At 39.7% G+C, this 24,437-nt stretch carries 19 protein-coding genes; 12 read left to right on the forward strand and 7 right to left on the reverse strand.

What is annotated here, in order from left to right; all coding sequences use genetic code 11:
* The 4 genes from ACOKFD_RS16995 to tsaB are packed head-to-tail and all read left to right on the forward strand — an operon-like array spanning nt 1 to nt 4,469.
* A complete protein-coding gene (locus ACOKFD_RS16995; RefSeq protein WP_298994346.1) occupies nt 1-1,257 on the forward strand; it encodes an ABC transporter permease in 1,257 nt (418 codons plus the stop codon).
* Between the two features lie 28 nt (nt 1,258-1,285).
* The gene (locus ACOKFD_RS17000) at nt 1,286-2,398 is read left to right on the forward strand and encodes an efflux RND transporter periplasmic adaptor subunit (RefSeq protein ID WP_422859004.1); all 1,113 of its coding nucleotides are present in this window, start codon (nt 1,286-1,288) and stop codon (nt 2,396-2,398) included.
* Between the two features lie 40 nt (nt 2,399-2,438).
* On the forward strand, nt 2,439-3,779 hold the full coding sequence (locus tag ACOKFD_RS17005; protein ID WP_422859005.1) for a TolC family protein: 1,341 nt from the start codon (nt 2,439-2,441) through the stop codon (nt 3,777-3,779).
* A 15-nt stretch (nt 3,780-3,794) separates the two neighbouring features.
* On the forward strand, nt 3,795-4,469 hold the full coding sequence (gene tsaB, locus ACOKFD_RS17010; protein ID WP_422859006.1) for a tRNA (adenosine(37)-N6)-threonylcarbamoyltransferase complex dimerization subunit type 1 TsaB: 675 nt from the start codon (nt 3,795-3,797) through the stop codon (nt 4,467-4,469).
* On the opposite strand, the gene ACOKFD_RS17015 is transcribed toward tsaB, so the two are convergent.
* The 4 genes from ACOKFD_RS17015 to ACOKFD_RS17030 form a co-directional block, all read right to left on the reverse strand.
* On the reverse strand, nt 4,466-5,293 hold the full coding sequence (locus ACOKFD_RS17015; protein ID WP_422859007.1) for a mechanosensitive ion channel family protein: 828 nt from the start codon (nt 5,291-5,293) through the stop codon (nt 4,466-4,468). The genes tsaB and ACOKFD_RS17015 overlap by 4 nt on opposite strands.
* Nucleotides 5,294-5,359: 66 nt before the next feature.
* Nucleotides 5,360-7,465 carry a thioredoxin domain-containing protein gene (locus ACOKFD_RS17020; protein ID WP_422859008.1) on the reverse strand — a complete coding sequence of 702 codons (2,106 nt, stop codon included), beginning with the start codon at nt 7,463-7,465 and terminating at the stop codon, nt 5,360-5,362.
* Between the two features lie 69 nt (nt 7,466-7,534).
* Nucleotides 7,535-7,735 (reverse strand): dodecin family protein, encoded by a 201-nt coding sequence (locus ACOKFD_RS17025; protein ID WP_298994330.1) that lies wholly within the window; start codon nt 7,733-7,735, stop codon nt 7,535-7,537.
* Between the two features lie 70 nt (nt 7,736-7,805).
* Nucleotides 7,806-8,702 (reverse strand): NifU family protein, encoded by an 897-nt coding sequence (locus ACOKFD_RS17030; RefSeq protein ID WP_422859009.1) that lies wholly within the window; start codon nt 8,700-8,702, stop codon nt 7,806-7,808.
* 126 nt (nt 8,703-8,828) lie between these two features.
* Between ACOKFD_RS17030 and ACOKFD_RS17035 the strand changes: the two genes are divergently transcribed.
* Entirely contained in the window at nt 8,829-9,860 is a 1,032-nt protein-coding gene (locus ACOKFD_RS17035; protein ID WP_298994325.1) for a PorP/SprF family type IX secretion system membrane protein, read from the forward strand.
* A 52-nt stretch (nt 9,861-9,912) separates the two neighbouring features.
* On the opposite strand, the gene ACOKFD_RS17040 is transcribed toward ACOKFD_RS17035, so the two are convergent.
* Nucleotides 9,913-11,082 carry a VWA domain-containing protein gene (locus ACOKFD_RS17040; RefSeq protein ID WP_422859010.1) on the reverse strand — a complete coding sequence of 390 codons (1,170 nt, stop codon included), beginning with the start codon at nt 11,080-11,082 and terminating at the stop codon, nt 9,913-9,915.
* A gap of 14 nt (nt 11,083-11,096) precedes the next feature.
* Entirely contained in the window at nt 11,097-11,945 is an 849-nt protein-coding gene (locus tag ACOKFD_RS17045) for a DUF4349 domain-containing protein (protein WP_422859011.1), read from the reverse strand.
* 206 nt (nt 11,946-12,151) lie between these two features.
* On the opposite strand from ACOKFD_RS17045, the gene ACOKFD_RS17050 reads away from it, so the two are divergent.
* From ACOKFD_RS17050 to ACOKFD_RS17080, 7 genes are all read left to right on the forward strand, one after another.
* Nucleotides 12,152-14,356: a tetratricopeptide repeat-containing sensor histidine kinase gene (locus ACOKFD_RS17050; RefSeq protein ID WP_422859012.1), complete on the forward strand. Its 2,205-nt coding sequence runs from the start codon at nt 12,152-12,154 to the stop codon at nt 14,354-14,356.
* Nucleotides 14,353-15,087 (forward strand): LytR/AlgR family response regulator transcription factor, encoded by a 735-nt coding sequence (locus ACOKFD_RS17055; RefSeq protein ID WP_422859013.1) that lies wholly within the window; start codon nt 14,353-14,355, stop codon nt 15,085-15,087. The genes ACOKFD_RS17050 and ACOKFD_RS17055 overlap by 4 nt, the downstream gene beginning before the upstream one ends.
* Before the next feature lie 5 nt (nt 15,088-15,092).
* Nucleotides 15,093-15,605 (forward strand): gamma carbonic anhydrase family protein, encoded by a 513-nt coding sequence (locus ACOKFD_RS17060; protein WP_298994312.1) that lies wholly within the window; start codon nt 15,093-15,095, stop codon nt 15,603-15,605.
* A 46-nt stretch (nt 15,606-15,651) separates the two neighbouring features.
* Complete coding sequence (gene fabD, locus ACOKFD_RS17065) at nt 15,652-16,533, forward strand: ACP S-malonyltransferase (RefSeq protein ID WP_422859014.1); 882 nt, start codon at nt 15,652-15,654, stop codon at nt 16,531-16,533.
* Between the two features lie 162 nt (nt 16,534-16,695).
* The gene (locus ACOKFD_RS17070) at nt 16,696-20,196 is read left to right on the forward strand and encodes a Calx-beta domain-containing protein (RefSeq protein ID WP_422859015.1); all 3,501 of its coding nucleotides are present in this window, start codon (nt 16,696-16,698) and stop codon (nt 20,194-20,196) included.
* A gap of 13 nt (nt 20,197-20,209) precedes the next feature.
* The gene (locus ACOKFD_RS17075; protein ID WP_422859016.1) at nt 20,210-21,181 is read left to right on the forward strand and encodes a PorP/SprF family type IX secretion system membrane protein; all 972 of its coding nucleotides are present in this window, start codon (nt 20,210-20,212) and stop codon (nt 21,179-21,181) included.
* Nucleotide 21,182: 1 nt separating this feature from the next.
* Nucleotides 21,183-23,135, forward strand: coding sequence for an OmpA family protein (locus ACOKFD_RS17080; RefSeq protein ID WP_422859017.1), 1,953 nt, complete (start codon nt 21,183-21,185; stop codon nt 23,133-23,135).
* Here the strand turns inward: ACOKFD_RS17080 and ACOKFD_RS17085 are convergent, their stop codons facing one another.
* Nucleotides 23,136-24,389 (reverse strand): NRAMP family divalent metal transporter, encoded by a 1,254-nt coding sequence (locus tag ACOKFD_RS17085; RefSeq protein ID WP_422861031.1) that lies wholly within the window; start codon nt 24,387-24,389, stop codon nt 23,136-23,138.
* Nucleotides 24,390-24,437: the final 48 nt, after the last annotated feature.

The raw sequence follows: 24,437 nt of genomic DNA on the forward strand, positions 1-24,437 counted from the left end.
ATGTGGTTATTTGATAAAGATTTATGGTCAGAGGTTTTCCACACATTGGGAAAAAACTTGTTTCGCACATTTTTGACCATGCTTGGGGTAATTTTTGCCATGATTATTTTGATTTTACTCTTGGGTTCCGCCAATGGGATGAGCAACGGTTTTGATAAGGTTTTTGCAGGCACGGCATCAAACAGCTTGTTCGTCTGGGGACAATCTACTTCTGAACCTTACAAAGGCTTTGAAAGAGGTAGGCGAATTCGCTATAAAATAGAAGATGCGGATATCCTAAAAAGACAAATCCCTGAAATTGAAATCTTGGCACCAAGAATTGAGTTAGGAAGTCACAGGGAGACAGTCTCGGTCTATCGCGAAGGGAGAACAAGTGGTTCTTCGGTTTATGGGGATTACCCAGAAATAGATAATATCACAAAAAAGAAATTGGTTGAGGGGCGGTTTTTAAACAAAACCGATATAGATGAATCGAAGAAGATATGTGTCATAGGGGAAGAAACATATAAGCTTCTATTTGATAAAGGGGAAAACGCCATAGGTCAAGATATTCGAATCAATGGTGTATTTTTTACCGTAGTTGGTATTTACAAACCCAATAACAATATAAATATTGATGGAGAAAACGCGGTATTTATCCCATTTACCACCTTTCAAAAGTCATTTAATACAGGAGACCGCATGGGTTGGATGGCTATAGCAGTGGAACCCAATACCAAAGTACCGGTTGTTGAAAAGCAAATCAAGGAGATTCTTAAGACAAAATATGATATCCACCCTGATGACAAAAGGGCGATTGGTAGCTTCGACATGTCAGAAATCTTCAATAACATTAGCTCGTTTACCAATGTTTTGAAGGGATTTTCATTTTTCGTTGGAATTTTCACCCTTTTGGCCGGTGTAATTGCAATTAGCAATATTCTTTTGATTACCGTTAAGGAACGAACAAAAGAAATCGGTGTGCGTAGAGCATTGGGTGCAACACCCAAAGTGGTGAGAAGACAAATTATAGTTGAGGCCATAGTGCTTACAGCTTTTGCTGGGCTTATTGGCTTTGCAATATCCGTGGGCATACTGGCTATGTTAAATGCCCAATGGGGAAGTGGAGAGGATTTTCCATTTGTGAATCCTATGATCAGTATCCCTCAATTTGGTATCTCTTTCCTACTAATGGTAAGCCTTAGTGTTCTAATAGGATTGATACCCGCAAACAAAGCAGTTAAGGTAAGGCCAATAGAAGCCTTACGTGAAGAATAAAAATTAAATAACAATCAAATAGACAGTGATGAACAAGTATGTGAAATACGGGATAATAGGAATTCTTACCCTGGGGATATTATACGCAATGGTACATTTTCTCAAAAAGAACAGTACCCCCACTGAACTGTATAAAACAGAGTCTTTGGAAAAAAAGGATATAGTGAACAAGGTAATTGTGACAGGTAAGGTTATCCCCGAGGATGAAATCAATATAAAGCCCCAAATCACAGGTATCATAGATAGAATTCTTATGGATGAAGGAACCAAGGTCAATGCAGGGGATTTAATCGCGGTCATTAAAGTTGTACCTAATGAGCAAGCCTTGTATCAGGCAAAAGGTCGCGTAAGCAATGCTGAGTTGGCTCTGAACAATGCCAAAATCGAATACGATAGGAACAAAACTTTATATGATAAAGGAGTAGTCTCCAACCAAGATTTTATAAATCAAAAGCTGACGTTTGAACAAGCCGAGCAAGAATTAAAAAATGCAAGGGCAGATTATCAAATTATCCGTAAAGGATCTATTGGGGGTTCCACTGCAGCCAATACAGATATCCGTGCAACCGTGTCCGGTACTATTCTGGAGATTCCCGTAAAAGAGGGTGATCAAGTGATTCAAAGTAATAATTTCAATGATGGAACCACTATCGCTACCATCGCCGATATGACCAAAATGATTTTTGAAGGTGAAGTTGACGAGGCTGAGGTGGGTAAATTGAATGTAGGCATGCCATTATCAATCAGTTTGGGAGCATTGGAAAAAAATAAATTTGACGCCAAACTGAAGTTTATTGCACCCAAAGGAACTGAAACTGAAGGAGCCGTGCAATTTAAAATAGAAGGCGATTTGGTAGTAAACGACAGTACATATGTAAGAGCTGGTTACAGTGCAAATGCGTCTATTGTTCTTGAAGAGAAAAAAGATGTACTTACGTTAAAAGAAGCTTTGTTGCAATTTGATAAGGATACTGAAAAACCTTTTGTGGAGATTGAGGTAGCTGAAAACGAATTTGAGCGTAGAGATTTGGAATTGGGTGTAAGTGATGGAATAGATGTTGAAGTAGTTTCAGGTCTTGAAGAAGATGCCAAAATAAAGGTGTGGAACAAGCTTGAAAAGAAAGATGAAAGTGAAGACTAATACATCAACCAACAATATCAATCAAAAAATCAAAATACGAATGAAAAGTAAGCTAATCATCATCATAGCGCTATTTAGCATATCCATATCCCAGGCGCAACTAAAAAAATGGACCTTACAGGAATGCGTGGAATATGCAGTTGAAAATAACCTAAGCGTAGCACAGTTCGAACTCGATTTTGAGAATGCAAAAATTGATAAGTCGGATGCGCTTGGAGCCCTATTGCCAAATTTAACTGGGGATGCCACCATTAGTGAAGATTTGGGACTTTCTTTTAATCCAACAACCCAAGAACCCATAAACTCGCAGCTCACCTTTACTGGAAACGTTAATTCTTCGGCTACCCTTTTCAACGGTCTCCGTAACTATAGAAGGATAAACCGGGCAAAATTAAACGCCATATCCAACCAATATCGGCTGGAAGACCTTAAAGACGATATACGGGTCAATGTTGCGCAGTCCTACTTAGATGTCCTTTCCAACAAGGAACAGTTAAAAGTTTCACAAGCTCAGTACGCAGTTACAGAGCAGGATATGAAACGTACTAAAGAGTTGGTGGAGTCAGGGGTGGTTCCACGGGGGGATCTTTTGGAAATTGAGGCCACAGCTGCAACCCAAGAACAGCAAATAGTTAATAACGAGGCGTTGGTTACTATTTCCAAGATCACGCTCGCACAATTGTTGCAAATCACGGATTATGAAAACTTTGATATTGCAGATGATACCTACGAAATACCACCGTCTGATATCTTGAGTAACTCCGCAAAAAGTATTTTTGCAAAGGCTCTTGAATTTAGAAACGATATAAAATTAGCAGAAACTAATATAGAACTGGCAGAGGAGGATGTGAAGATATCTAAAGGTGCTTATTACCCTACCTTAAGTACTTTCATTAACTACAATTCGCGATTTTCGGACCAGAACTTGGTATCTGTCGCGGATCCAAGTGTAATACCTTTTATAGACCAGCTATATCTTTTTGATGGCCTTCGCTATGGTTTCCGACTGGATGTGCCTTTTTTTAATGGGTGGAACACCAGAAATTCTGTAAAGAGAGCAAAGATAGATTTGGAGCGAGCCAGACTTTCGATGGAACAAACCAAACTGGAGTTGGAAACTTCCATAAACCAGGCTTATGTAGATGTTAATACAACACTAAAATCCTATGAGGCGGCCGAGAAAACCCTAGAGGCTAGAAGAACGGCTTACCAATACTCAAAAGATCGTTTTGAAGTAGGGCTTATGAATTCATTTGAATTTAGTCAAGCACAAGCAAGGTTGGATAATGCGGAGGCAGAAGTTATACGCACTAAATATAACCACATCTTTAGGTTAAAGATTTTAGAATTCTTCTATGGCATTCCCATTAGCCTAAACTAGTATCTTTGTGGCCCTATGGCCAGAATATTGAATTTAGAAACCGCTACTACCAATTGTTCGGTTAGTATATCGGAAGACGGTAAGACCATTTTATTAAAAGAAAACAATGCAGTTGAATATTCCCACTCGGAACAACTGCATGTTTTTATTAAGGAAGTTTTGGAAGAAGCTTCCCTTTCTTTTTCAGACTTGGATGCTGTATCCGTTAGCAAAGGTCCAGGGTCCTATACTGGTTTACGAATTGGGGTTTCTGCAGCTAAGGGACTATGCTTTTCTTTGGATATACCACTGATTTCAGTTCCCACATTACAAAGCATGGCACGGCAGGTCAAATTGGAAAAGAATGAGGTTGTGATTCCGGTTCTGGATGCCCGCCGTATGGAAGTGTATTCTGCGGTTTATGATGAAGCCAACAAAGAAATTCGCAAAACAAAGGCAGAAATCATTGATGCATCTTCTTTTGAAGAGTTCTCAGAACATCAAAAAATCTATGTAGTTGGAAGTGGTGCGACCAAGTGCAGTGAAACTTTTAACTACTCCAATTTTGTGTTTGATGATTCCCTTATGCCTTCAGCTAATGAAATGGCCGTTATTGCACATCAAAAATTTGAACAAAAGCTATTTGAAGATGTAGCTTATTTCGAGCCCTATTATCTTAAAGACTTTGTCTTGCAGGGCAAGAAAACCTAATCCGTAGCAGCTTCGTGAACCACACGTTGTGGGAATGGAATTTCAATTCCTGCTTCATCAAATCTTAACTTGGATTGCTCTATTACATTAAAACGGGCGGGCCAAAAGACATTGTTGGGTGCCCAAAAGCGGAGAGTAAGATTTACGGAACTATCTCCGAGGCTGTCCACATACACTTCCGGGGCAGGGTCTTTAAGGATGCGTTCATCTTCTTCACAAATGGCCAATAATATGTCTTTGGCAGTTTTTATATTGGAGTCATAACTTATTCCAACCTTGTAGTTCTCCCTTCGATTAGCTTCACCGTCATAATTAACAATACTCCCATTGGATAGCTGACCATTTGGAATAATGGCAATCTGATTTCCAAAAGTATTGAGTTTGGTACTGAAAATGGTAATTTGCTTAACACTACCATCCAGCCCTTGGGCAGAAATCCAATCCCCAACCTTAAAAGGCTTGAATATTAATATAAGTACACCTCCAGCAAAATTAGCCAACGACCCTTGCAGGGCTAATCCAATGGCAAGTCCAGCAGCTCCTATCATTGCCACTAAGGATGAGGACTTTACTCCCAATTGGGTAACTACAACTACAAACAAAAGCACCTTTAGGGAAACATTTATAAAACTCTGGATAAAGCTTTCCAATGTAGGTTCGTAGTCTTTTTTATCAAAAAATTTACCAACCATCTTGTTAATGAACCTAACCATCCACCAACCAACAACTAAAATAATAATGGCCAGGATGAGATTGGGAATAATATCCCAAAACCATTCAATGGCGTTTTCTAGATGCTTCTCAAGATTTTTTAATTCTTCCATAACCTGACTATGTATTGTGAAACAAAATTAAACACTTGGCCCAATAATTCGTAGGGGTTTGTTTTATTAATTTTTAAGTTGTTCAAATACCGCTTTGGATGAATTGACAGGCAGCTTACAGGCTCCTTCAATACATACGTAGATAAGAGTCTGCCCTTCGTTGTAGCGGTTTTGCAACAAATCCAATTTCCCTTCTTTTTTTGATCCTACCAAAATACTGTTGGGTAGGTATTTTTTTGCTATTTCCATACCCACCTTTTTGTAGTCTTCCCCCACAATCGCTATTTCGTGAAAATTTTGCTGTTCATAGAGTATCAAATGAAGCCAATTGGCATATCCTTGTGCACTCCTTTCAAAATCAGATTGAACATTTTGCAACATTTCTTGGGCCAAATCACCATATCCTTCATCTGGGAAAAGCTTGTGAAACTTCAAAAGGTTTTTGGCCATTATTGAATTTGAGGCTGAAATAACGTTGTCATTGGTCTCAATACTTCTTCGTATAAGGGATTGGTCTTCATCCGAAGTGAAATAGAACATTTTGGAACTTTCATCCAAAAAATGCTTTTGAGAATAATCAAGGAGATTTTTGGCATGGTCCAACCATTTATCTTCAAAAGTTACTTGGTATAGATTTAGAAAGGCCTCAATTACGGTAGCATAATCTTCCAAAAAAGCGTTGATATTACTTTTTCCGTTTTTATGATTCCGGAACAAGGAATAATCCTGCTTCATCATATTTTCTTCAATGAACTTGGCATTTTCCAAGGCCAAATTTAAATACTGCTCATTTCCAAGATATCGGTAGGCATCTACTAGTCCATTTAACATCAATCCATTCCAGGAAGTAAGGATTTTGTCATCCAACCTTGGTTTTTCACGTTTGGAGCGCTCTTCTTTTAGAAGAGAAAGCGCATGATTCATCTTATCATTAAGTTCGGCAACACTAATGTCTTTCGCCTCAGCTATTTCAGTATCTGATTTATCACGAATCAACACATAGTTTCCTTCTTCCCAATGACCGTATGAATTGATATTGTAATATTCCTTGAATAACGAAAAGTCATCGCCCAAGATGCTTTTAAGTTCTTCTTCATTCCAAACGTAATAAGCTCCTTCTTCCAAATGTCCATTTTCGTCCAAGCTATCAGCATCCAAAGAAGAATAAAACCCTCCGTTTTCATCTTTAAGTTCCTCCAGTACAAAATCGATGGTTTTCTCCACCACTTCCTTGTACAAGTTATTTTGAGTACTGGCGTAGGCTTTCGAATACAGACTGACCAATTGCCCATTGTCATAGAGCATTTTTTCAAAGTGGGGAACATGCCATTTGGTGTCCACAGCGTATCTTGAAAATCCTCCCCCAACATGGTCAAAGATCCCCCCATACGCCATTCGGGTTAGGGTAGTGTCCACATATTCCATCAATTCAGGCTCTATGGAGCTCGCATAATGCAACAAAAACTCCCAATTATTGGGCATCATGAATTTTGGAGCTCTTTTGTAGCCACCTAAATAGGTGTCAAAAGATTGGGACCATTTTTTGACCGAAGTATCCAATTGCTCTAAACTGTAAAGTGATGTATTTTCTTGAGTTTCAACCAAGTTGATGGCAGTTATTCCTTGAGAGAGGCTATTTGCGTATTCCTCTACTCTAGGACGCTCATTCTTAAATAGGTCTGAAAGTTGTTGTAATGATTTTATCCAGTTCTCTTTGGGAACATAGGTGGCACCCCAGAAAGGCTTGCCATTGGGAAGCGCCACAATGTTCAGGGGCCATCCCCCTTGCCCGGACATTAATTGGATGGCGTCCATATAGATTTGGTCAACATCGGGTCTTTCTTCACGGTCAATCTTTATGTTGATGAATTTGTCATTCATGATTTGGGCCACTTCTTCATTTTCAAAACATTCATGTTCCATTACATGGCACCAGTGACATGCGGCATACCCAATACTAATAATCAATAATTTGTCCTCTTTTTGGGCACGCTCTAAAACCTCAGGTTTCCATGCTTCCCAATTCACAGGATTATTAGCATGTTGCAATAAATAGGGACTTGTTTCGTGAATAAGGTCGTTCGTGTATTTGTGGGTCACTTCTTTTGGTTTTTGGGTGCAGCCAAGTAGAATAAAAAACAGAAATTGAGTAAATATGAATCTTGAATTCATCAATATTTCTTAATTGAGAGTAAAAAAAGCGCCAATAAGGCGCTTTAGTGTATTGGCATCCCCTTGAAACTATTTTACTTCAAAGGTAATCTTGACGTTTACCCGATAATCATCAATTTTTCCATCCTTTACGGAGGCACTTTGTTCATTAATATACACTGAGCGTATATTGTTTACGGATTTTGAGGCTTGTTCCAGTGCATTTTTAGCTGCTTGTTCCCAGCTTTCATCTGAATTTGCCAATACTTCAATTACTTTTAAAACTGCCATGGTCAATGTTTTTAAAATTTATTGAAGTTAGCAAAAATTGAGCAGTTGAGCTCACCCAAAACACGAGTAATTACCCATTTATGGCTACTACTTCATTCACCTTGTCGCCCATCATATTTTTTAACATGGTCTCAATACCATTTTTTAGCGTAAAGGTAGAAGACGGGCAACCACTACAGGCACCTTGCAGTATTACATTGACAGTTTTACTGTCCTCTTCATAGGATTGAAAAAGAATATTGCCTCCATCGCTCGCTACGGCCGGTTTTACATATTCTTCCAAAATATCAATAATTTGAAGAGAAGTGTCATCGTAATCCGTATCCAATGCTGCGGTATTGGATGCATTTTTGGTGACCTCCATGGCTTTTTCGGATACCACTTCTTTTCCATCTGCAAGGAAGTTTCTTATAAACTCACGTAGTTCCAAGGTTACATCTTCCCATTCTGCCATATCGTATTTGGAGACTGAAACGTAGTTTTGGTCAAAAAACACCTCTTTTACAAAAGGAAAGTGGAATAACTCTTGAGCCAATTTAGAGTCTTTGGCCTCATCAATATTCTTGAATTCGTAGATGGTAGGAACAATTTTTTTGTTGGCCACAAACTTCATTACAGCTGGATTGGGAGTCACTTCTGCATATACGGTAATAGCTTCTTTTTTGTTGGTGGTTTCCTCATTCACCACAACCTGTCCAGCATTCAAGTATTCAACCAGTTGTTGGGCCACTTCATCCTTAACGTCTTCCCATTCCACAATGTCAAAACGCTCCAAGGCAACAAAATTCCCTGAAACATAAACGGTTTTTATAAATGGAAGGTAGAATAATTGCTGAGCCAAGGGTGATTCTTGGGTATCATCTATGTTTTTGAACTCATAATTGCCCTTTACCAGGAAGTGATTTGCCTCAAACTTTAGTATTTTGGGGTTGTTGGTTTGTATAACTGTTATATTGTATTCTTTCATAGCTGAGAATTTATACAAAAATACCAAAGTAAAAGATGAAGGGCAAGCTGCATAATAATGTATCACATATACCGTTATAGAAATGTTTGATTGCCTATATACATCAACCATAGCCCCAATCCGTTCATGAGACGCTGTTTAATACTATCAACCTTCGTCCTCTTCTGTTGTGTCTTTACATCAAAAGCTCAAGAAGGTATTCCCGTTTATTTTGATTATCTCGCTGATAACTACTATTTGGTTTATCCTTCCATGGCCGGTATTAGTGAAGGTACCAAAATTCGTCTCACGGCAAGGAAGCAGTGGTTTGATGTGGAAGATGCGCCAAATCTTCAAACGTTGAACATCAATTCCAGGATAGGTGAAAAAAGCGGTATAGGTGGTATCGTATTCAACGATGCCAATGGTTTTCATTCTCAAACGGGCTTCAAATTCACTTATGCACACCATCTACAGTTGGCAGGTGATTTCAGAACCTTAAACCAACTTTCTTTTGGATTGAGCGCTACAGCATTGCTTAGCAGTGTAGATGAGACAGAGTTTAGATCTGTTGCTTTTGACCCCGCTATTGCTGGTTCAAAAATTACAAGTTCTTACTTCAATTTTGACCTAGGTGTTTCTTATAATTACCGTGAATTTTATTCACATTTTACCGTATTGAATGTTTTGGCTTCGGCTAGGGAAATATATCGTATAGGTAGGGCAGACGACCCGGACAATCTTGTAGTGCCTAGGGTGGACAACCTAAGAAGGTACTTGATTTCTGCGGGCTATGTTTTTGGAAGAAAAACTCGGATTGAACCTTCGGTACTTTTACAATTGACCGAGTTTACTGAGGAAGCCACTGTGGATTTCAATGCAAAGGTCTATCGCGATGTTCAGTTCGGTACCATTTGGGGCGGACTTTCTTACCGCAGAAGTTTTGATGGAGCACAGTTTCAGCAAGATGGTAGTTTTGGAGAGCAACGTTTGCAGCTTTTTACACCAATAGTTGGGGTGAACTACAAGAATTTCCTAGTTTCTTACAACTACTCTTATCAATCTGGGGATATCCGATTTGACAACGGAGGTTTCCATCAAATTACTTTGGGTTACGATTTTGGTCAGAACGACCAGGAAAAACGATACGATTGTTATTGCCCCGCTGCCAATAATTAAAATGGCCCGTTGTTACCAACGGACCATTCTCTCAGCAGCTAAAACCATTCAATCAATCCCACGTATAATCCTTCTTAGCTGCTTGATTCTTGATTGCGTTCAATAACGCATTTTCCAATTCTCCCTTTTCCTGTTTTTGGTTTTTGGCAATGTAGGCTTCCCGCTTAACATTCAAATCCTGTATTTCCTTCTGGATGCGCTTGCGTTCTTCCTTTTTGTTTTCAATATATTCCTTCATTTCCTTTTCTGATTTTCCGCGGAGTTCCTTTGGCAAATCTTCTTCTTTGATTTCATCCAATTCGACCTCGGCCTCTTCCACGGCATCCACTAAATCCCATTTTGAATTTTTATAAAGTCTAGAACTTTTACTCACAGAGCGCTTTACAGCAACACCTTTGTTTACCTTATATGCTTCAGAGTCTTGAGTAGCTTGGGATGCTTCTTTTGCAGCTCCCAAAGAACCATATGAGATATACGTATTGTTCAACTGAGTATTCAATTTAATGATTACATCATCGTACGGTGTATCAATATGAACCACCTGCCGATTATGATCAATGGCCATGTACTCTCCACTTGTTATTGTAGCTCCATTTTTCCATTTTGTAGAGATGCCTTGCTCGTAATTTCCACAGAATATGGTATTTACAATAACGTCCTTCTCTTTGGCATTTAGAGCTGCATCCTTATAATTTAGCTTTCCTTGCGTAAATGGTTCGTTTCCGGCTATAAAAATCATTTTTAAATCGTCCGCATTCTTTCCCCAATCCAATTGCTTCAAAGAAGTATGAATAACTTCTCCACAATACTCCTCACCACCATTAGTAGTAAGGGAAAATAGTTTTTCCGAGATTTCATCCAAATCACTGCTAAAGCCCAAAACCTGTCTAATATATCCTTCGCGCGAAGAGAGATTATCATTTCCGTATTCGTAAAGTGCTATCTTAAGTTCAGGTCGCACCTCATTTCCACAACGGGCATAGGTGAACTCATTTACAATGTCCCAAAGTTGTGACTTTGCCTGATTAATAAGTCCGTCCATGCTATTACTGGTATCCAACAGCAAAGCTAATTTCACATATTGTTTGGATGGTTTTTCGTCCACGTATTTTGTGGTGAGCGCAATTCTTTTTGGTTTTTCTGATTTGATGTTACAGCTATACACATCCCCAAAAGTGAATGCAAATAGTGCTATTCCCAATACATATTTTATTCGTTTCATAATTCGATGATTTATTAATTATTTGTTTTTATTTTTTCTATAATATTCAAGGCTAAATACCCGAATAGGGACATTAAAACCCCTAGGGCCAGTAGTTTCATATAAAATATCACGGTCCATTCCAAGGCATTCATCATATGATCGATGAACCCTATTTGAATAATCGCTCTCTCGGTTAGGGTGAAGTTTATGGTGCAGAATTCATTTTCAGCATCAAAACTTCCCAAACTGACACCTAATTCCTGTAATTGTTGCTCAATGTCCAAGATTCGATTTTCCAAAAGCATGAATTCATTGATTTTTCCACCTTTTGATTTTAGGTCGATAAGAGACGCCCTGGTTTTTTCAAGGGATAGTTTTTTCGCATTTAACTCCCTGTATTCATTTGTTTTGTCCTTCTTGGTAATCTCTTTGGATTGAACATTCCCAATCTTGACTAGATTTTGGAACAGACCATCAAAACTCTCAGGGGGAACACCAATAACAACTTCCAAACGTCTATGGCCTTCATTGCCGTTCTTGTTTTCAAACTGAATCAATCCCTTGAGTTTTTTTATTTCATCCCTAACCTGTGCTTCATCTCTATCAAACTGATTGGAAATGGCATCAATGTTGGCAATCTTCTCATATTTCTGATCGAGGTTCGAGGAAGATTGGTCAGGTCCTTGGTATTTAATTGATGCGTAATTCCTTCTATCTTCCAATGCAAAGGACTTTTCCAGTAAAATCATTGGGTTACCTATTGGTGTATGTTCTGAGGGATTGGTGTGATTATAAATGACCCGGAAAATAAATACGCTCAAGAAACCTATTGCTAGGATTGTCATAAACTTCCAAAATCGTTTTTGTGTTGCTTTTTTCATGCTTTTGATTGAATTATGATGTGTTAAAAGTATTTCCATCTTTTTGGTCTAAAAATCAGTAATGAGGGAATCGGCTCTTTCGGTGAGTGAATGGGTTTTCTTGCTTCGTAAGGCCTGAAATTTTAGTGTATACCCACGGGTTTGACACCTCTTGTCATTTTTTAAACCCAGCAATATGAACTAAGTTTACAGGGTATTCTCTTAGAATGAAACAGAAAGTTTACATAGTATTAATGGTACTGTTGGCATGTACTTCGGGATGGGGTCAGGTTGATTCCAACAGGGCTACCATTGTCATAGAGGGTTCGGTAAAGGGAAGAGAAAACTATGCTGCAATAAGTGGAGTTGAAGTATCTACGGATAAAGGGGAATACACACTCACTAATGCCTTGGGTGAATTTAGAATCAGAGCGGCCATTGGAGATATAATTATTTTCCAAAGTCCCGAGTTTGAAACTGTTGAACACCGTATCACTTCCGGCGAGGATGTTGATGTTTTGGTTGAGGGGTATGCCGAAGCAAGGGAAAGCTCGGTTTATAAAAGAAAAGCTTCCAGAGGTGCTTTGAATCATAAGAGGTATCTGGATTCCGCGTTGCATTATAAGACAGCAGACTTAGAAAAAAGTATTGATTTCATAGCAAAGTCCATAGGGGATTTAGGAAAAAGAGGCAATAAAAATGAACTTTCTGAATCACTTACTGCTTTAGGGGAAATCTATTCCTATCACCTGCAATATGACCTGGCCATTGCTAACTTTAAAGATGCCCTTTCGGCAAAAAAAACTTCAAAAACTACTTTACTATTGGCAAAGGCGTATTTGGATAATAAAGACTTTGGAAAAGTTGAAGCTGAATTGACCCCTTTGATTAAAACTAAGAACCTAACTGCAAGCCAGCGCGTGGAACTCTTCGAAACTTTAGGGGATGCGTTCAATGGACTGTCGGATTTTGCAAAAGCAGAAGACTTTTACCGAGAAGGCCTGAAGATTGCTGAAAAGAATCAACTGTCATCAAAAATAATCGACCTGAACTCAAAAATAGGAGACAGTTTTGCGAATCAGGACAAGGTTCTGGAAGCGGAAGGATTTTATACCAATTCATTGAACCTATCTAGAAGCTCGGCGCCAGAAAGGGTGGTCAAGGAGAATGAAAAGGTCGCCGATTTTTATAACGATAAAAATAGATTTGACGAGGAGATTCAACTAAGAAAACAAAGCTTGGACGAGTTGGAACAGTTGCCCAAGGAAGCCAACAAAGGACTTGTTTCAGAGGGTGGTAGGGATTCAATTACTGCTCAACGCATCAATTATAAGATTGGCAATGCATACATCGCTCAAAACAAGTTGGATGAGGCCATACCCTATTTGCAAAAAAGTATTGTTGAAGCCGATACGGAAAACGATTTGGTCGTAAAAAAGGATGCTACTCGGAAACTATCTGAAGTATATCGATATAAGGGTGACTTTACCAAAGCCTTGGAATCCTATCAAAATTACGTGGCTGTGGTAGATAGTTTGTATATCCGTAAGGAACAGGAAATATCTAGAGCAGCTCGTTTTAATAGAGAGATAGCCACAAGTCAAAATAGAATATCAAGCCTGGAACAAGAACGGCAATTGTCCCAAAGCAAATATGATCTTGCTTTAACTGAACAACAGTTGTTTGAGGAAAACAGTAAGCGTCAAAAATGGATTATTTACACGCTTCTTATGGGAATCCTATTATTGGCTTCCACGGCTTTTTTCTTTTACCGAAGCAACAAACAGCAGAAACTGGCCAATAACCTTTTGGCTTTGAAGTCACTTCGTACACAAATGAATCCGCATTTTATTTTCAATGCATTGAATTCCGTGAACAATTTTATCGCGAAGAGTGATGAGCGAAGTGCCAATCGTTTTTTAAGTGAGTTTTCGGTTTTAATGCGTAGCGTGCTGGAAAACTCGGAAGAAGATTTTATTTCCTTGTCCAAAGAACTGGAATTGCTTGAACTGTATGTGAAGTTGGAACATTCCAGATTTGAGGATAAGTTTGATTATAAAATTGATATTGACCCATCCATAGATATAGAAGCTTTTAAAATACCCCCAATGTTATTACAGCCCTATATCGAAAATGCGATATGGCATGGACTTCGGTATAAGGAAGAAAAGGGTATGCTTCATATTCGTATGGATTCCGTGGATATTGATACTTTGAAAATTGAAATCTCTGACGATGGAATAGGAAGGAAAAAGTCGGCAAAACTCAAAACGCAACATCAGAAAAAACAGAAGTCCAAAGGAATGGGTAACATCAAAAGGCGCTTGGATATATTGAATGGAATGCATGGTAACCAAATTGAGGTGGAAGTGAGTGATTTAAAACAAGATAGTTCAGGCACAAAAGTTACCCTAAAATTGAAGAAAAGATGACCGAACTACGCACTATAATAGTGGAAGACGAAGCCACCAGTAGGGAAATCCTTAAGAATTATTTGGTGAAATATTGTCCAAAAGTGCAGGTTTTGGGAGAAGCTTCCAATATAACAGAGGGTCTGGAACTAATTAAGACGCACAGTCCTGATTTGGTTTTTTTAGACGTTGAAATGCCATTTGGCAATGCATTTGATTTATTGGATAAGGTTCCTAATCGCACTTTTGAGACCGTTTTCGTTACCGCTTACAATCAATATGCGATGGATGCCCTGAACAACCATGCTGCATATTATTTGATGAAACCCATAAATATTGATGAGTTGGTTAAAGCAGTTGATTACGTTGTGGATATCAAACAAAAGGAAAATGCATTGGAAGGTCAGGTACTAAAAGCAAAATCCAGCAAAGCCGAAGGTAAGATTACGGTGCCTCAGCAAGATGGTTTTCAGGTACTGGATGTTGCCGAGATTTTCTTTTGCAAAGCCGATGATAATTACACGGAGATCTACTTGGAGAACAAAAAAATATTGGTGAGCAAAACCTTAAAATATTTTGAAGATGCGTTATCTGAGTACTTTTTTGCACGTATTCATAAATCGTACTTGGTGAATGTTGGGGAAGTGGTACGATACAGAAAGGGCAAAGGAGGCAGTGTAGTTTTGTCCAATGGTAAAGAACTTTCGGTTTCAGCTTCAAAAAAATCTACATTATTGGCTTATTTTCAATAAAGACTATGATTATAAAATCAGTTAGGGGAAAAACCCCAAAAATGGGTGAAGATTGTTTCATCGCGGAAAACGCGGTGATTGTAGGCGATGTTTCCATGGGAGATGAATGCAGTATTTGGTACAGCGCCGTGTTGAGAGGTGATGTACATTACATTAAAATGGGTAATAAAGTGAATGTTCAGGATGGAGCTGTGATTCATTGTACCTATAAAAAATCGCCCACTGATATCGGAAACAATGTTTCCATTGGTCACAATGCTATAGTGCATGGTTGTACGGTTAAGGATAATGTTTTGATAGGAATGGGTAGTATTATTATGGATGATTGTGTAGTTGAAAGCAATTCCATAATTGCAGCAGGAGCAGTAGTAACCATGGGGACACATGTTGAGGCAGGGAGCATTTATGCGGGAATTCCTGCAAAGAAAATAAAGGATGTTAGTCAGGAACTGATTTCAGGTGAGATTGATAGAATTGCTGATGCTTACGTAAAATATGCAGGGTGGTTTAAAGAATAATCGAGCTAAAATATCCCTACTTTTGCAACCAACTAAATAAACACGAATGAAGGCATATGTTTTTCCCGGACAAGGGGCTCAATTTGTAGGAATGGGCTTGGATTTATACGAAAACCATCCTTTGGCACAAGAATTTTTTGAGCAAGCAAATGATATTTTAGGGTTTTCGATTACAGACATCATGTTCGAAGGCACGGTTGAAGAGCTTAAGCAGACCAAAGTAACACAACCCGCCATATTTCTTCACTCCGTAATATTGAGCAAAGTTTTAGGAGATGCCTTTACGCCAGATATGGTTGCAGGACATTCTTTGGGTGAATTTTCTGCACTGGTGGCCAACAATACCTTAAATTTTGAAGATGCCCTGAAATTGGTTTCCCAAAGAGCAATGGCCATGCAAAAAGCATGTGAGTTGCAACCAAGTACCATGGCTGCCGTATTGGGATTGGATGATGATGTTGTGGAAAAAATATGCAAGGAAACGACCGGAATCGTTGTGGCTGCAAATTATAACTGCCCTGGACAATTGGTTATTTCAGGGGAGGTGAACGCAGTAAATACAGCCTGCGAAAGTTTTAAGGAAGCAGGGGCACGTAGGGCCTTATTGTTACCCGTTGGGGGAGCTTTTCATTCTCCGCTTATGGAACCAGCTCGGGAGGAACTAGCGGCTGCTATTGAAGCCACAGCATTCAATGTTCCTAAATGTCCAATCTATCAGAATGTGACTACATCGGCAGTGAATGACCCAGAGGAAATCAAGGCCAACCTCATAGCACAATTGACAGCTCCGGTAAAATGGACCCAAAGTGTACAAAACATGGTAAAAGATGGTGCTACATCTTTTGTTGAGGTAGGACCAGGCAAGGTTTTGCAAGGTTTGGTGAGAAAAATTGATTCCGGAATGGAAACTGCTTCCGCATCGGTATGATTCTCTAGGATTCTTAGGATAAAAGTAGTTTATCCCAGAAACGTAGATTTAAACTACAAAGTTGGGTCAATCTTCCTTTTTTTAGTAATATTGATTCCCTCCCAAATTTTTAATAATTACTTATGCTGGCCCTGTTAAAAATATAAGGACTAGGTCTCATTTATGCTAAATAAAACCTCAAATTCAAATCGTTCTAATTGTGATCGAAAGCTACTTTTTGCACTTCCTTTTTTTCTTTTTATTTGGATAAATGGGTTTGGGCAAACTGTAACCATTGACAATACGAATGGCGATGAAGACGGAGGCGCAATTCAAGTAACGTTGACTTTGGATGCTGCGGTGCCGGGAGGTTTTTCCTTGGAGGTTTCTACTATTGATGGTTCTGCAACACTCTCGGATGGTGATTATGCGCAGGTGAGTAGCCTTACTATTGATTTTGATGGAACAATAGGTGAGACCGAAACTTTCGATTTAGATCCTTCTAGCGATACAGTTGTTGAATTGGATGAAACCGTGACTATCGCAATGGATAACCTTACGGGTACAGCTGTGGCAGTTGACATATCAGATACTGCAGTTGTTATCATTAATAATGATGATATAGGACTAATCACAATTTCTGCGACTGATAATAGCGCTTCGGAAAGCGGGCTTGACACAGGTGAATACACTATCGATTTAGGGGCGGTTAACGGAACAGGTTCAGCGATAACAATTGTTTACGCTATTGGAGGTGCTTCTACGGCTACTTCTGGTTTGGATTTCGTTGCGCTACCCTTATCAATCTCCATACCTAACAATTCGCAAACAGGAACAATTACCCTAACACCCATAGATGACACCAATATAGAAGGGCAAGAAACAGTTAGGGTTAGAATAGATAATTCAAGTAATGCTACTCTTTTTCCTATATCAGGATTGGTGACTGAGGATAGAGCCGATGTATTTATCGAAGATGACGATCCGATTGCCACGATATTGGCCAATGTCGACACGGCTACCGAGGTGGGCCCTACCAACGGGCAGTATACGGTGAGCCTCAATACGGTTAATACTGGCGGTACAATCACGGTGGATTATACGGTAAGCGGTACGGCTACCTCTGGAAGTGATTTTGTTGTGCTGTCGGGCAGTATTGATATTGTCAACGGGCAGCAGTCGGCCACGATAATCCTTACCCCAATCGACGACGGTGACATTGAGGGCAACGAGACCGTGGTCGTGACCCTTGACGCGGGCACGGGCTACACGGTCGGTGCCGCTCCCGACGACTCGGCGACGGTTACCATTGAAAATGATGACGTTTTCGTTGCCACCATAACAGCTAATGATAATACTGCTGTGGAAGCAGGTATAGATACGGGCCAGTACACAGTAAGTTTGGATGCGGTGAACAACGCGGGCAGTGCGATAACCGTGAATTACAACGTAGGTGGTACGGCGATCTCGGGCAGCGACTTTGATGCACTATCAGGCAGTGTGGACATTGCCAACGGCCAGCAGGATGCTACGATAACGCTTACCCCAGTTGATGATAGTAATGTAGAGCCCGATGAGACAGTAATCGTGACCCTTGACGCAGGCACAGGCTATACAGTGGGTGCTGCGCCAGACAACTCCGCGACAGTGACCATTGAAAGTGACGATATTGCAGCAATTAGTATAAGCGATGTCACCTTATCAGAAGGTAATGCAGGGACTACTGCTTTTGATTTTATAGTCAGCGTAGATGGCGGAGGTAATGCACTAGGTGATATTGACTTTACGGTGAATACCAATGATGGGTCAGCGCAAGCCGGTACAGACTACACCGCGATAGTAAACAGTCCTGGAACAATAACAAACGGCAACCCTAACACTACGGTGACAGTTACAGTCAACGGGGATGCAGATATAGAAGGAAACGAAGATTTTACGGTTGTTCTTAGTGCTCCTTCCGTTAATGCCACTATAAATAACGACACTGGAACTGGGACAATTGTTAACGATGACTTCGCAGGTCCATGCAACGCAGGAAGCACTGCTCCTAGTTTGGACCCATCCCAACCCTTGGAATTTTGTGATGTAGTAATCGCCGATCTAAATGACTACGTTACCAATACGGCTCCACCAGGGACTGTGCTTACATGGAGTTTGGATTCTGATATAACCAATACAGCTGCTTTTTTTGATGGTAATGTCTTAGCAGCATCATCCTATTTTGGTTTTTTCTATGATGAAGTCAATTTATGTGCAAGTCCGATTTTAACGGTTACCTTGAGTAGAACGATTACACCATCTGTGCTGACGACAACGCCTGGTTCCCGCTGCGGTGTTGGTACTGTCACATTGAATGCTACTTCCGATGATGGCACATTAGCTTGGTATGCAAATGCAACTGGCGGTGCAATTTTGGGCACAGGGCCTTCTTTTGAAACCCCAAGCCTTACAACAACTACCTCTTTCTTTGTGGAAGCAACCTTGAATGACTGTGCCTCACCAAGAACGGAAGTGGTAGCTACCATCAACGATAATCCTTCTCCCGGAACTCCAGAGAATACCTCTGCTTGTAATGTTGCAGGTAATGGAGGTCCTACGGTAATTGATTTAGATGATACGCTAACAGGTGCTGAACCGGGGGTTTGGGCCTTGATATCACAACCAACCGGTGGTACTGTGGTTATTGGTACTGGAAATAGTACGGATTTTGAAGGACAACCTGGTGGAGATTACATATTTGAGTACACTACAAACAATGCCATACCACCTTGTGTTGATACCTCCGTTCAAGTGACCATTTCTGTAAGTGCTTGTATTGTGGATAGTGATGGGGATGGACTTAGGGATTCTGAGGAGCTGAGTCTTGAAACTAACCCGAACAATCCAGATACAGATGGGGATGGATTAACGGACGGTGAAGAGGTATTGGTGAGGGATGACCCCAGCACAACGGCTGTACCTGAAGTGGCCACAGACCCATTGGATGCATGTGACCCGTTCTTGATTCCTTCCTGTAATCCAATGCCTATTGATTTGGCCATTACCAAAGAAGTGGTGGGTGGAAATTTAACGCCTTTATTGGGTACAGAAGTTACATTTAGAATTACTCTTGAAAATATAATGTCAGATAGGATTTTGAATATTGTGGCCAATGACCCAATTCAGCTAAATGCTGGATTCGAATATGTATCAGATATAGCTTCAGTTGGAAGTTTTGATAATTCCTCTGGCCTGTGGACCGTTCCAGAGCTTTCTGGTGATGAGGAAGCAGTGACTTTGGAAATTACGGTTAGGGTACTAGCAATCGGACAATTATCCAATACGGTTACCATCGATTCATCCTTCCCCATTGATAATAACGCTGCTAATAACACAGCGACAGCTACTATAAATGTAACCCAAAGTCCGTGTTCGGAACCCGGTACCTTGTGTAATATATTCTCTCCCAATGGCGATGGAATAAATGATACGCTGAGATTTGTTGACCCCAACAACGAGTTTTCAAATAATAGATTGGAAGTATTCGACCGATATGGCAATAGCGTATTTGAAGCAAATGGGTACGATGGTTCATGGGATGGAACCGGGAGTAACGGAAATTTACCAAAAGGTACTTACTTCTATGTTTTGGATTTGGGTAATGGAACTGAACCGCAAAAAGGATGGATTCAAATAATTCGATAAGATGATGTGGAGGATGAATATAGTACGAAGCACTTTTGTCGCATTTTTGGTTTCCTTAAGCGTTTGTTTCGCTCAGCAAGAGCCTCAATACACACAATATATGTACAATGTGGGTAGTTTTAATCCGGCCTATGTGGGTACAGTGGAAAACTTGGATATTTCAGGTTTGTACAGAGCGCAATGGATAGATGTTCCTGGGGCACCTACTACACTTAGATTCGGTATAAATGCTCCGCTTAACAATGAAAGAATGGGTTTGGGACTCAATGTTATAAATGATGCCCTTGGACCCTCGGACCAAACGTTTATTACAGTTTCATATTCCTATCAAATAAACTTATCCGATGAAACCAAATTGTCCTTTGGACTTTCTGGAGGTGGTTCCTTGCTTAATTTGGACTTTTCTGAAGGGACTTTCAATGACCCCAATGATCCCGTAACAACCGGTGAGCCTTTGAATAGTTTTTATCCCATTGTTGGAGCAGGTGTGTTTTTGTATGAAGATAACTGGTATACCGGAGTTTCGGCACCAAACTTTTTGACCAATGGTCTGTATAATGATGAAGTAGCTACGGTGGTTGAAGACAATTTACAATTTACTCTTATTGGGGGTTATGTTTTTGATATTTCGGATAGGACCAAGTTTAAACCCGCACTTTTGGTAAATTATATGGAAGGAGCACCAGTAACGGTTAACCTCTCTGCTAATTTTCAGTTTTTGGACGCTTTTACCATTGGAGGGGCGTATCGTTTTGACAATGCGGTCAGTGGTTTAGTAGGTTTTCAGGTGTCCAATGGTATTTTTCTAGGATATGCGTATGATTATAATACAAATGGATTGGGAGAGTTTAGCGGAGGCTCGCACGAAGCCATTATGAAATTTTACTTGGGTCGGGGAGGTTCCAATTCAAGAAATAAATCTGGGAACAAGGATAAATCAAAGAAGGGCAAACCAAAACAAATAGATTCACCAAGATTCTTCTAATATGACTTTACAACGAAATATATACTTGTTCGTGGTCCTTGGTTTGACAGGAGTATCACTATTTGGTCAAGGAAAAAGGTTAAAAGGTGATGATTACTTTTTTCAATATTCATACAATCAGGCGATAACTGCATATGAAAGTGAACAAGCCAAAGGAACTTTATTAAGCGACAAGCAGGTTTTGAACCTAGCGGATTCGTATTATAAGGTTGGAAAATTCGATAAAGCATCAAAGGTCTACGCAAAAGTGTATGAGAAGGATACTTCGCTATTAAGTAGCCTTCAGTTTAATATGATGTTGCAAAGTCTTTCCGCAACTTCAGATTTTACTAAAGTTGATTCTCTGTTAAACGAAAAATCAGCTTCATTCTCCGGAGAGTTGCTGGAAAATGCAGAATTCAATGTGTCGCTTTTAAGGCAACAAGATCAGGGGGAACGTTTGGACTATCGAATATTTAATGCGAGGGTCAACAGCCCTCAATCTGATTTTTCCCCAACTTTTTTTGAGGATGAAATTCTTTTTTCAAGTGATAGAAATCAAGAGGTGAAGAAAAAAAATGCTTCTGGGGTGGCATTTCTTAAGATTTTTAGGGCAGATATCTTTGATGATGGTCAAGTGGACAATCTAAGAGTTTTTTCGGACATACCAACTTCCAACTATCACAAGGCAACACCGTATTATTCAAAGGATTTAAAGACGGTTTTTTATGTAGCCTCCAATACGAAGAATGGAAATTTGGTATTTGATGAAAATGGAAAAAACGCGCTTTCTATTGCTAAAATACCCCTTGAAGGAACACCACAGCTCTTATTCAGAGACCTAAGTACTTCGTTCTATTATCCATTTTATGAAGAGGCTACGGGAAGGCTCTATTTTGCGGCTGATTTTGAAGATGGTTATGGAGGCACAGATTTGTACTATGTGGCTACCAATAATGGTCAAATCATGTCATCTCCGGTCAATTTGGGCCCTCGCATAAATTCTCCAGGCAATGAAATTTCCCCGTTCATATTTGAAAACAGTTTTTACTTTGCTTCGGATGTTTTTTATGGCCTAGGTGGAATGGACATTTACCAAAGCACCATTGAAGATGGAGATAGTTTTAGCATACCTGTTAATTTAGGTTCAGGAATCAATTCCATAGAAGATGATTTTGGCATGGTCATTCGAAACGAAGGAGCTGGACTTTTGGGATATTTTGCTTCAAACCGAAAAGGAGGTAAAGGCGGTGACGATATATATGGTTTCCGTGTTGCGGAGAAACCGGGGTTAAAAACAATTACGGTAAAAGGTAGGGTGGTAAAAGCATACGATTCCAAAGAAAATGTGGGTACTGCGTCTATTCAGTTATTGGGGGCAAATGGGGATGTGCTCAAGCAGACCGTCTCCGATGAAGATGGGAACTACCGGCTTGAAATTCCATGGCAAGACGAGATTACTATAAGGTCGACCAAACATCGTTTTTCCAACTTTGTTAAGAACCTGAAGAAGGAAGAAATTGAAACACTACTACAAAAGGATTATGACATAGGTTTATCCTTGTATGATGATTTGGTTGAGGAAAAGGAGGGGCAAAAAGTAGTCAAGTTTCAAAAGTTTTTCTTTGGTAGAGGGAGAACCAATTTGGATTCTAGCATTACCGATGAATTGGACAAAGTAGTTGAATTTATAAATTCTTTTCCCACGGCCCAACTTCGGATTGAGACATATACCGATAGCAGAGGGGGGAACAGTACCAATTTTAAACTTACCCAAGCTAGATCGGATGCAATAAAAAAGTATTTGATTAATAAAGGAGTACCAACTTCCAATATTTTGTACAGTATTGGCTATGGGGAACAGAAAATCCTTAACAATTGCACGAATGGAGTATATTGTTTGGAAGTGCTGCACAGAAAAAATCAAAGAACTTTGATAGTTGTCCTGAATGACAACCTCCTCTTCAATGAGTGATTAACTCACAAGCATCCAACAATAGTAAAGCGCAAATAAGGAGAGAAAAAGAATTCCAGAATATGTAAGGACTTTCAACCCTGTTTTAGGATGATGTTCTTTGGGCACTTCTTTGCTTTTTACGGCTTTTAGGTTCATCCATCCTACAATGGGGGCCATAACAAAAGAGACAAAAGTGGCCAAGGCCACTAAATCTCCCATATTGGCACCAAAAGCAATGATGACTATCCAGTTAACAAAGGCCAAAAGTAGAATGCCAATGACAAAAGTGTTCTTGCCTCTAAAAGATTTCATGTTCGGGGATAATTTCTTCAATACATCTATACTGACCCGCGTAACCGCATCGTGGGCCGTCATACAGGTGCTGAACATGGTAGCGAACGCGGCAATGGCAATGAGACTATAGGTCCAACCTCCAATATGAGAAGTGAAAAGGGTAATCACTTGGTCTGCAAAAACAACCGCACTTCCGCTAAGTTCTGTTCCTGTGCCGTATAAGGTTAACCATCCAATAATTAAAAAGAAAATAGCTAAGACACCCGTCAAAATATATCCCAAGTTGAATTCTTGTAATGCAATTTTTAAAGAAGGTTTATCCTTTTGGGTATTTTGATTTTCAATGCTCCAAAGACTTACCCACCCTGAAGCTTCAACCGCAGTAGGCATCCACCCCATTAAGCTAATAAGAAAAAGAATACCTACTTCATTGAATATTTCAGGAGCTTGATAATTGGATACCGGAGCTACGGGGCCTTTTTGAATGACCAAAAAAGTGGTAACCAACAAAGCAATAAAAAGTATGGTAATAACGGCTTTTAGGGAATTCTCTAAAAATTTGTAGCGTCCTACAATCAGAATTCCGCTAATAAATGCAAACAATCCTAAGGAAACCCAACCAACATCCAATGTATTTAATTGAAACAGATTCATCAAGAGCCCAGTGGTAACAATATAAAGTGCGGCCAAAATGGTAAATGTAGAAATCAGGGTAACGAAGGCGTACACCCATAGATATCCCCTTCCCAAATTTAAATAACCCTCAATAAGGCTTTTTTGAGTGACCGTTGTGTATCGTATGCCAAATTCGAAAAAGGGATACTTGAGTACGTTTGCCAATACTATGGGAATTATCATGATCCATCCATATTGGGCTCCAGCTTTGGTAGATAACACAAGGTGTGAGGTTCCAATGGCCATAGACGCGAAAAGTAGGCCAGGTCCAAGGTATTTGAGTAGCGTTTTGATTTTTGTCATCAAGAAGATAAAAGTACGTTTTACTAAAGTAGTATATTTAAGGAATCG

This window comes from Flagellimonas ulvae, assembly GCF_049333175.1.
In the GTDB taxonomy this organism is placed as follows: domain Bacteria; phylum Bacteroidota; class Bacteroidia; order Flavobacteriales; family Flavobacteriaceae; genus Flagellimonas.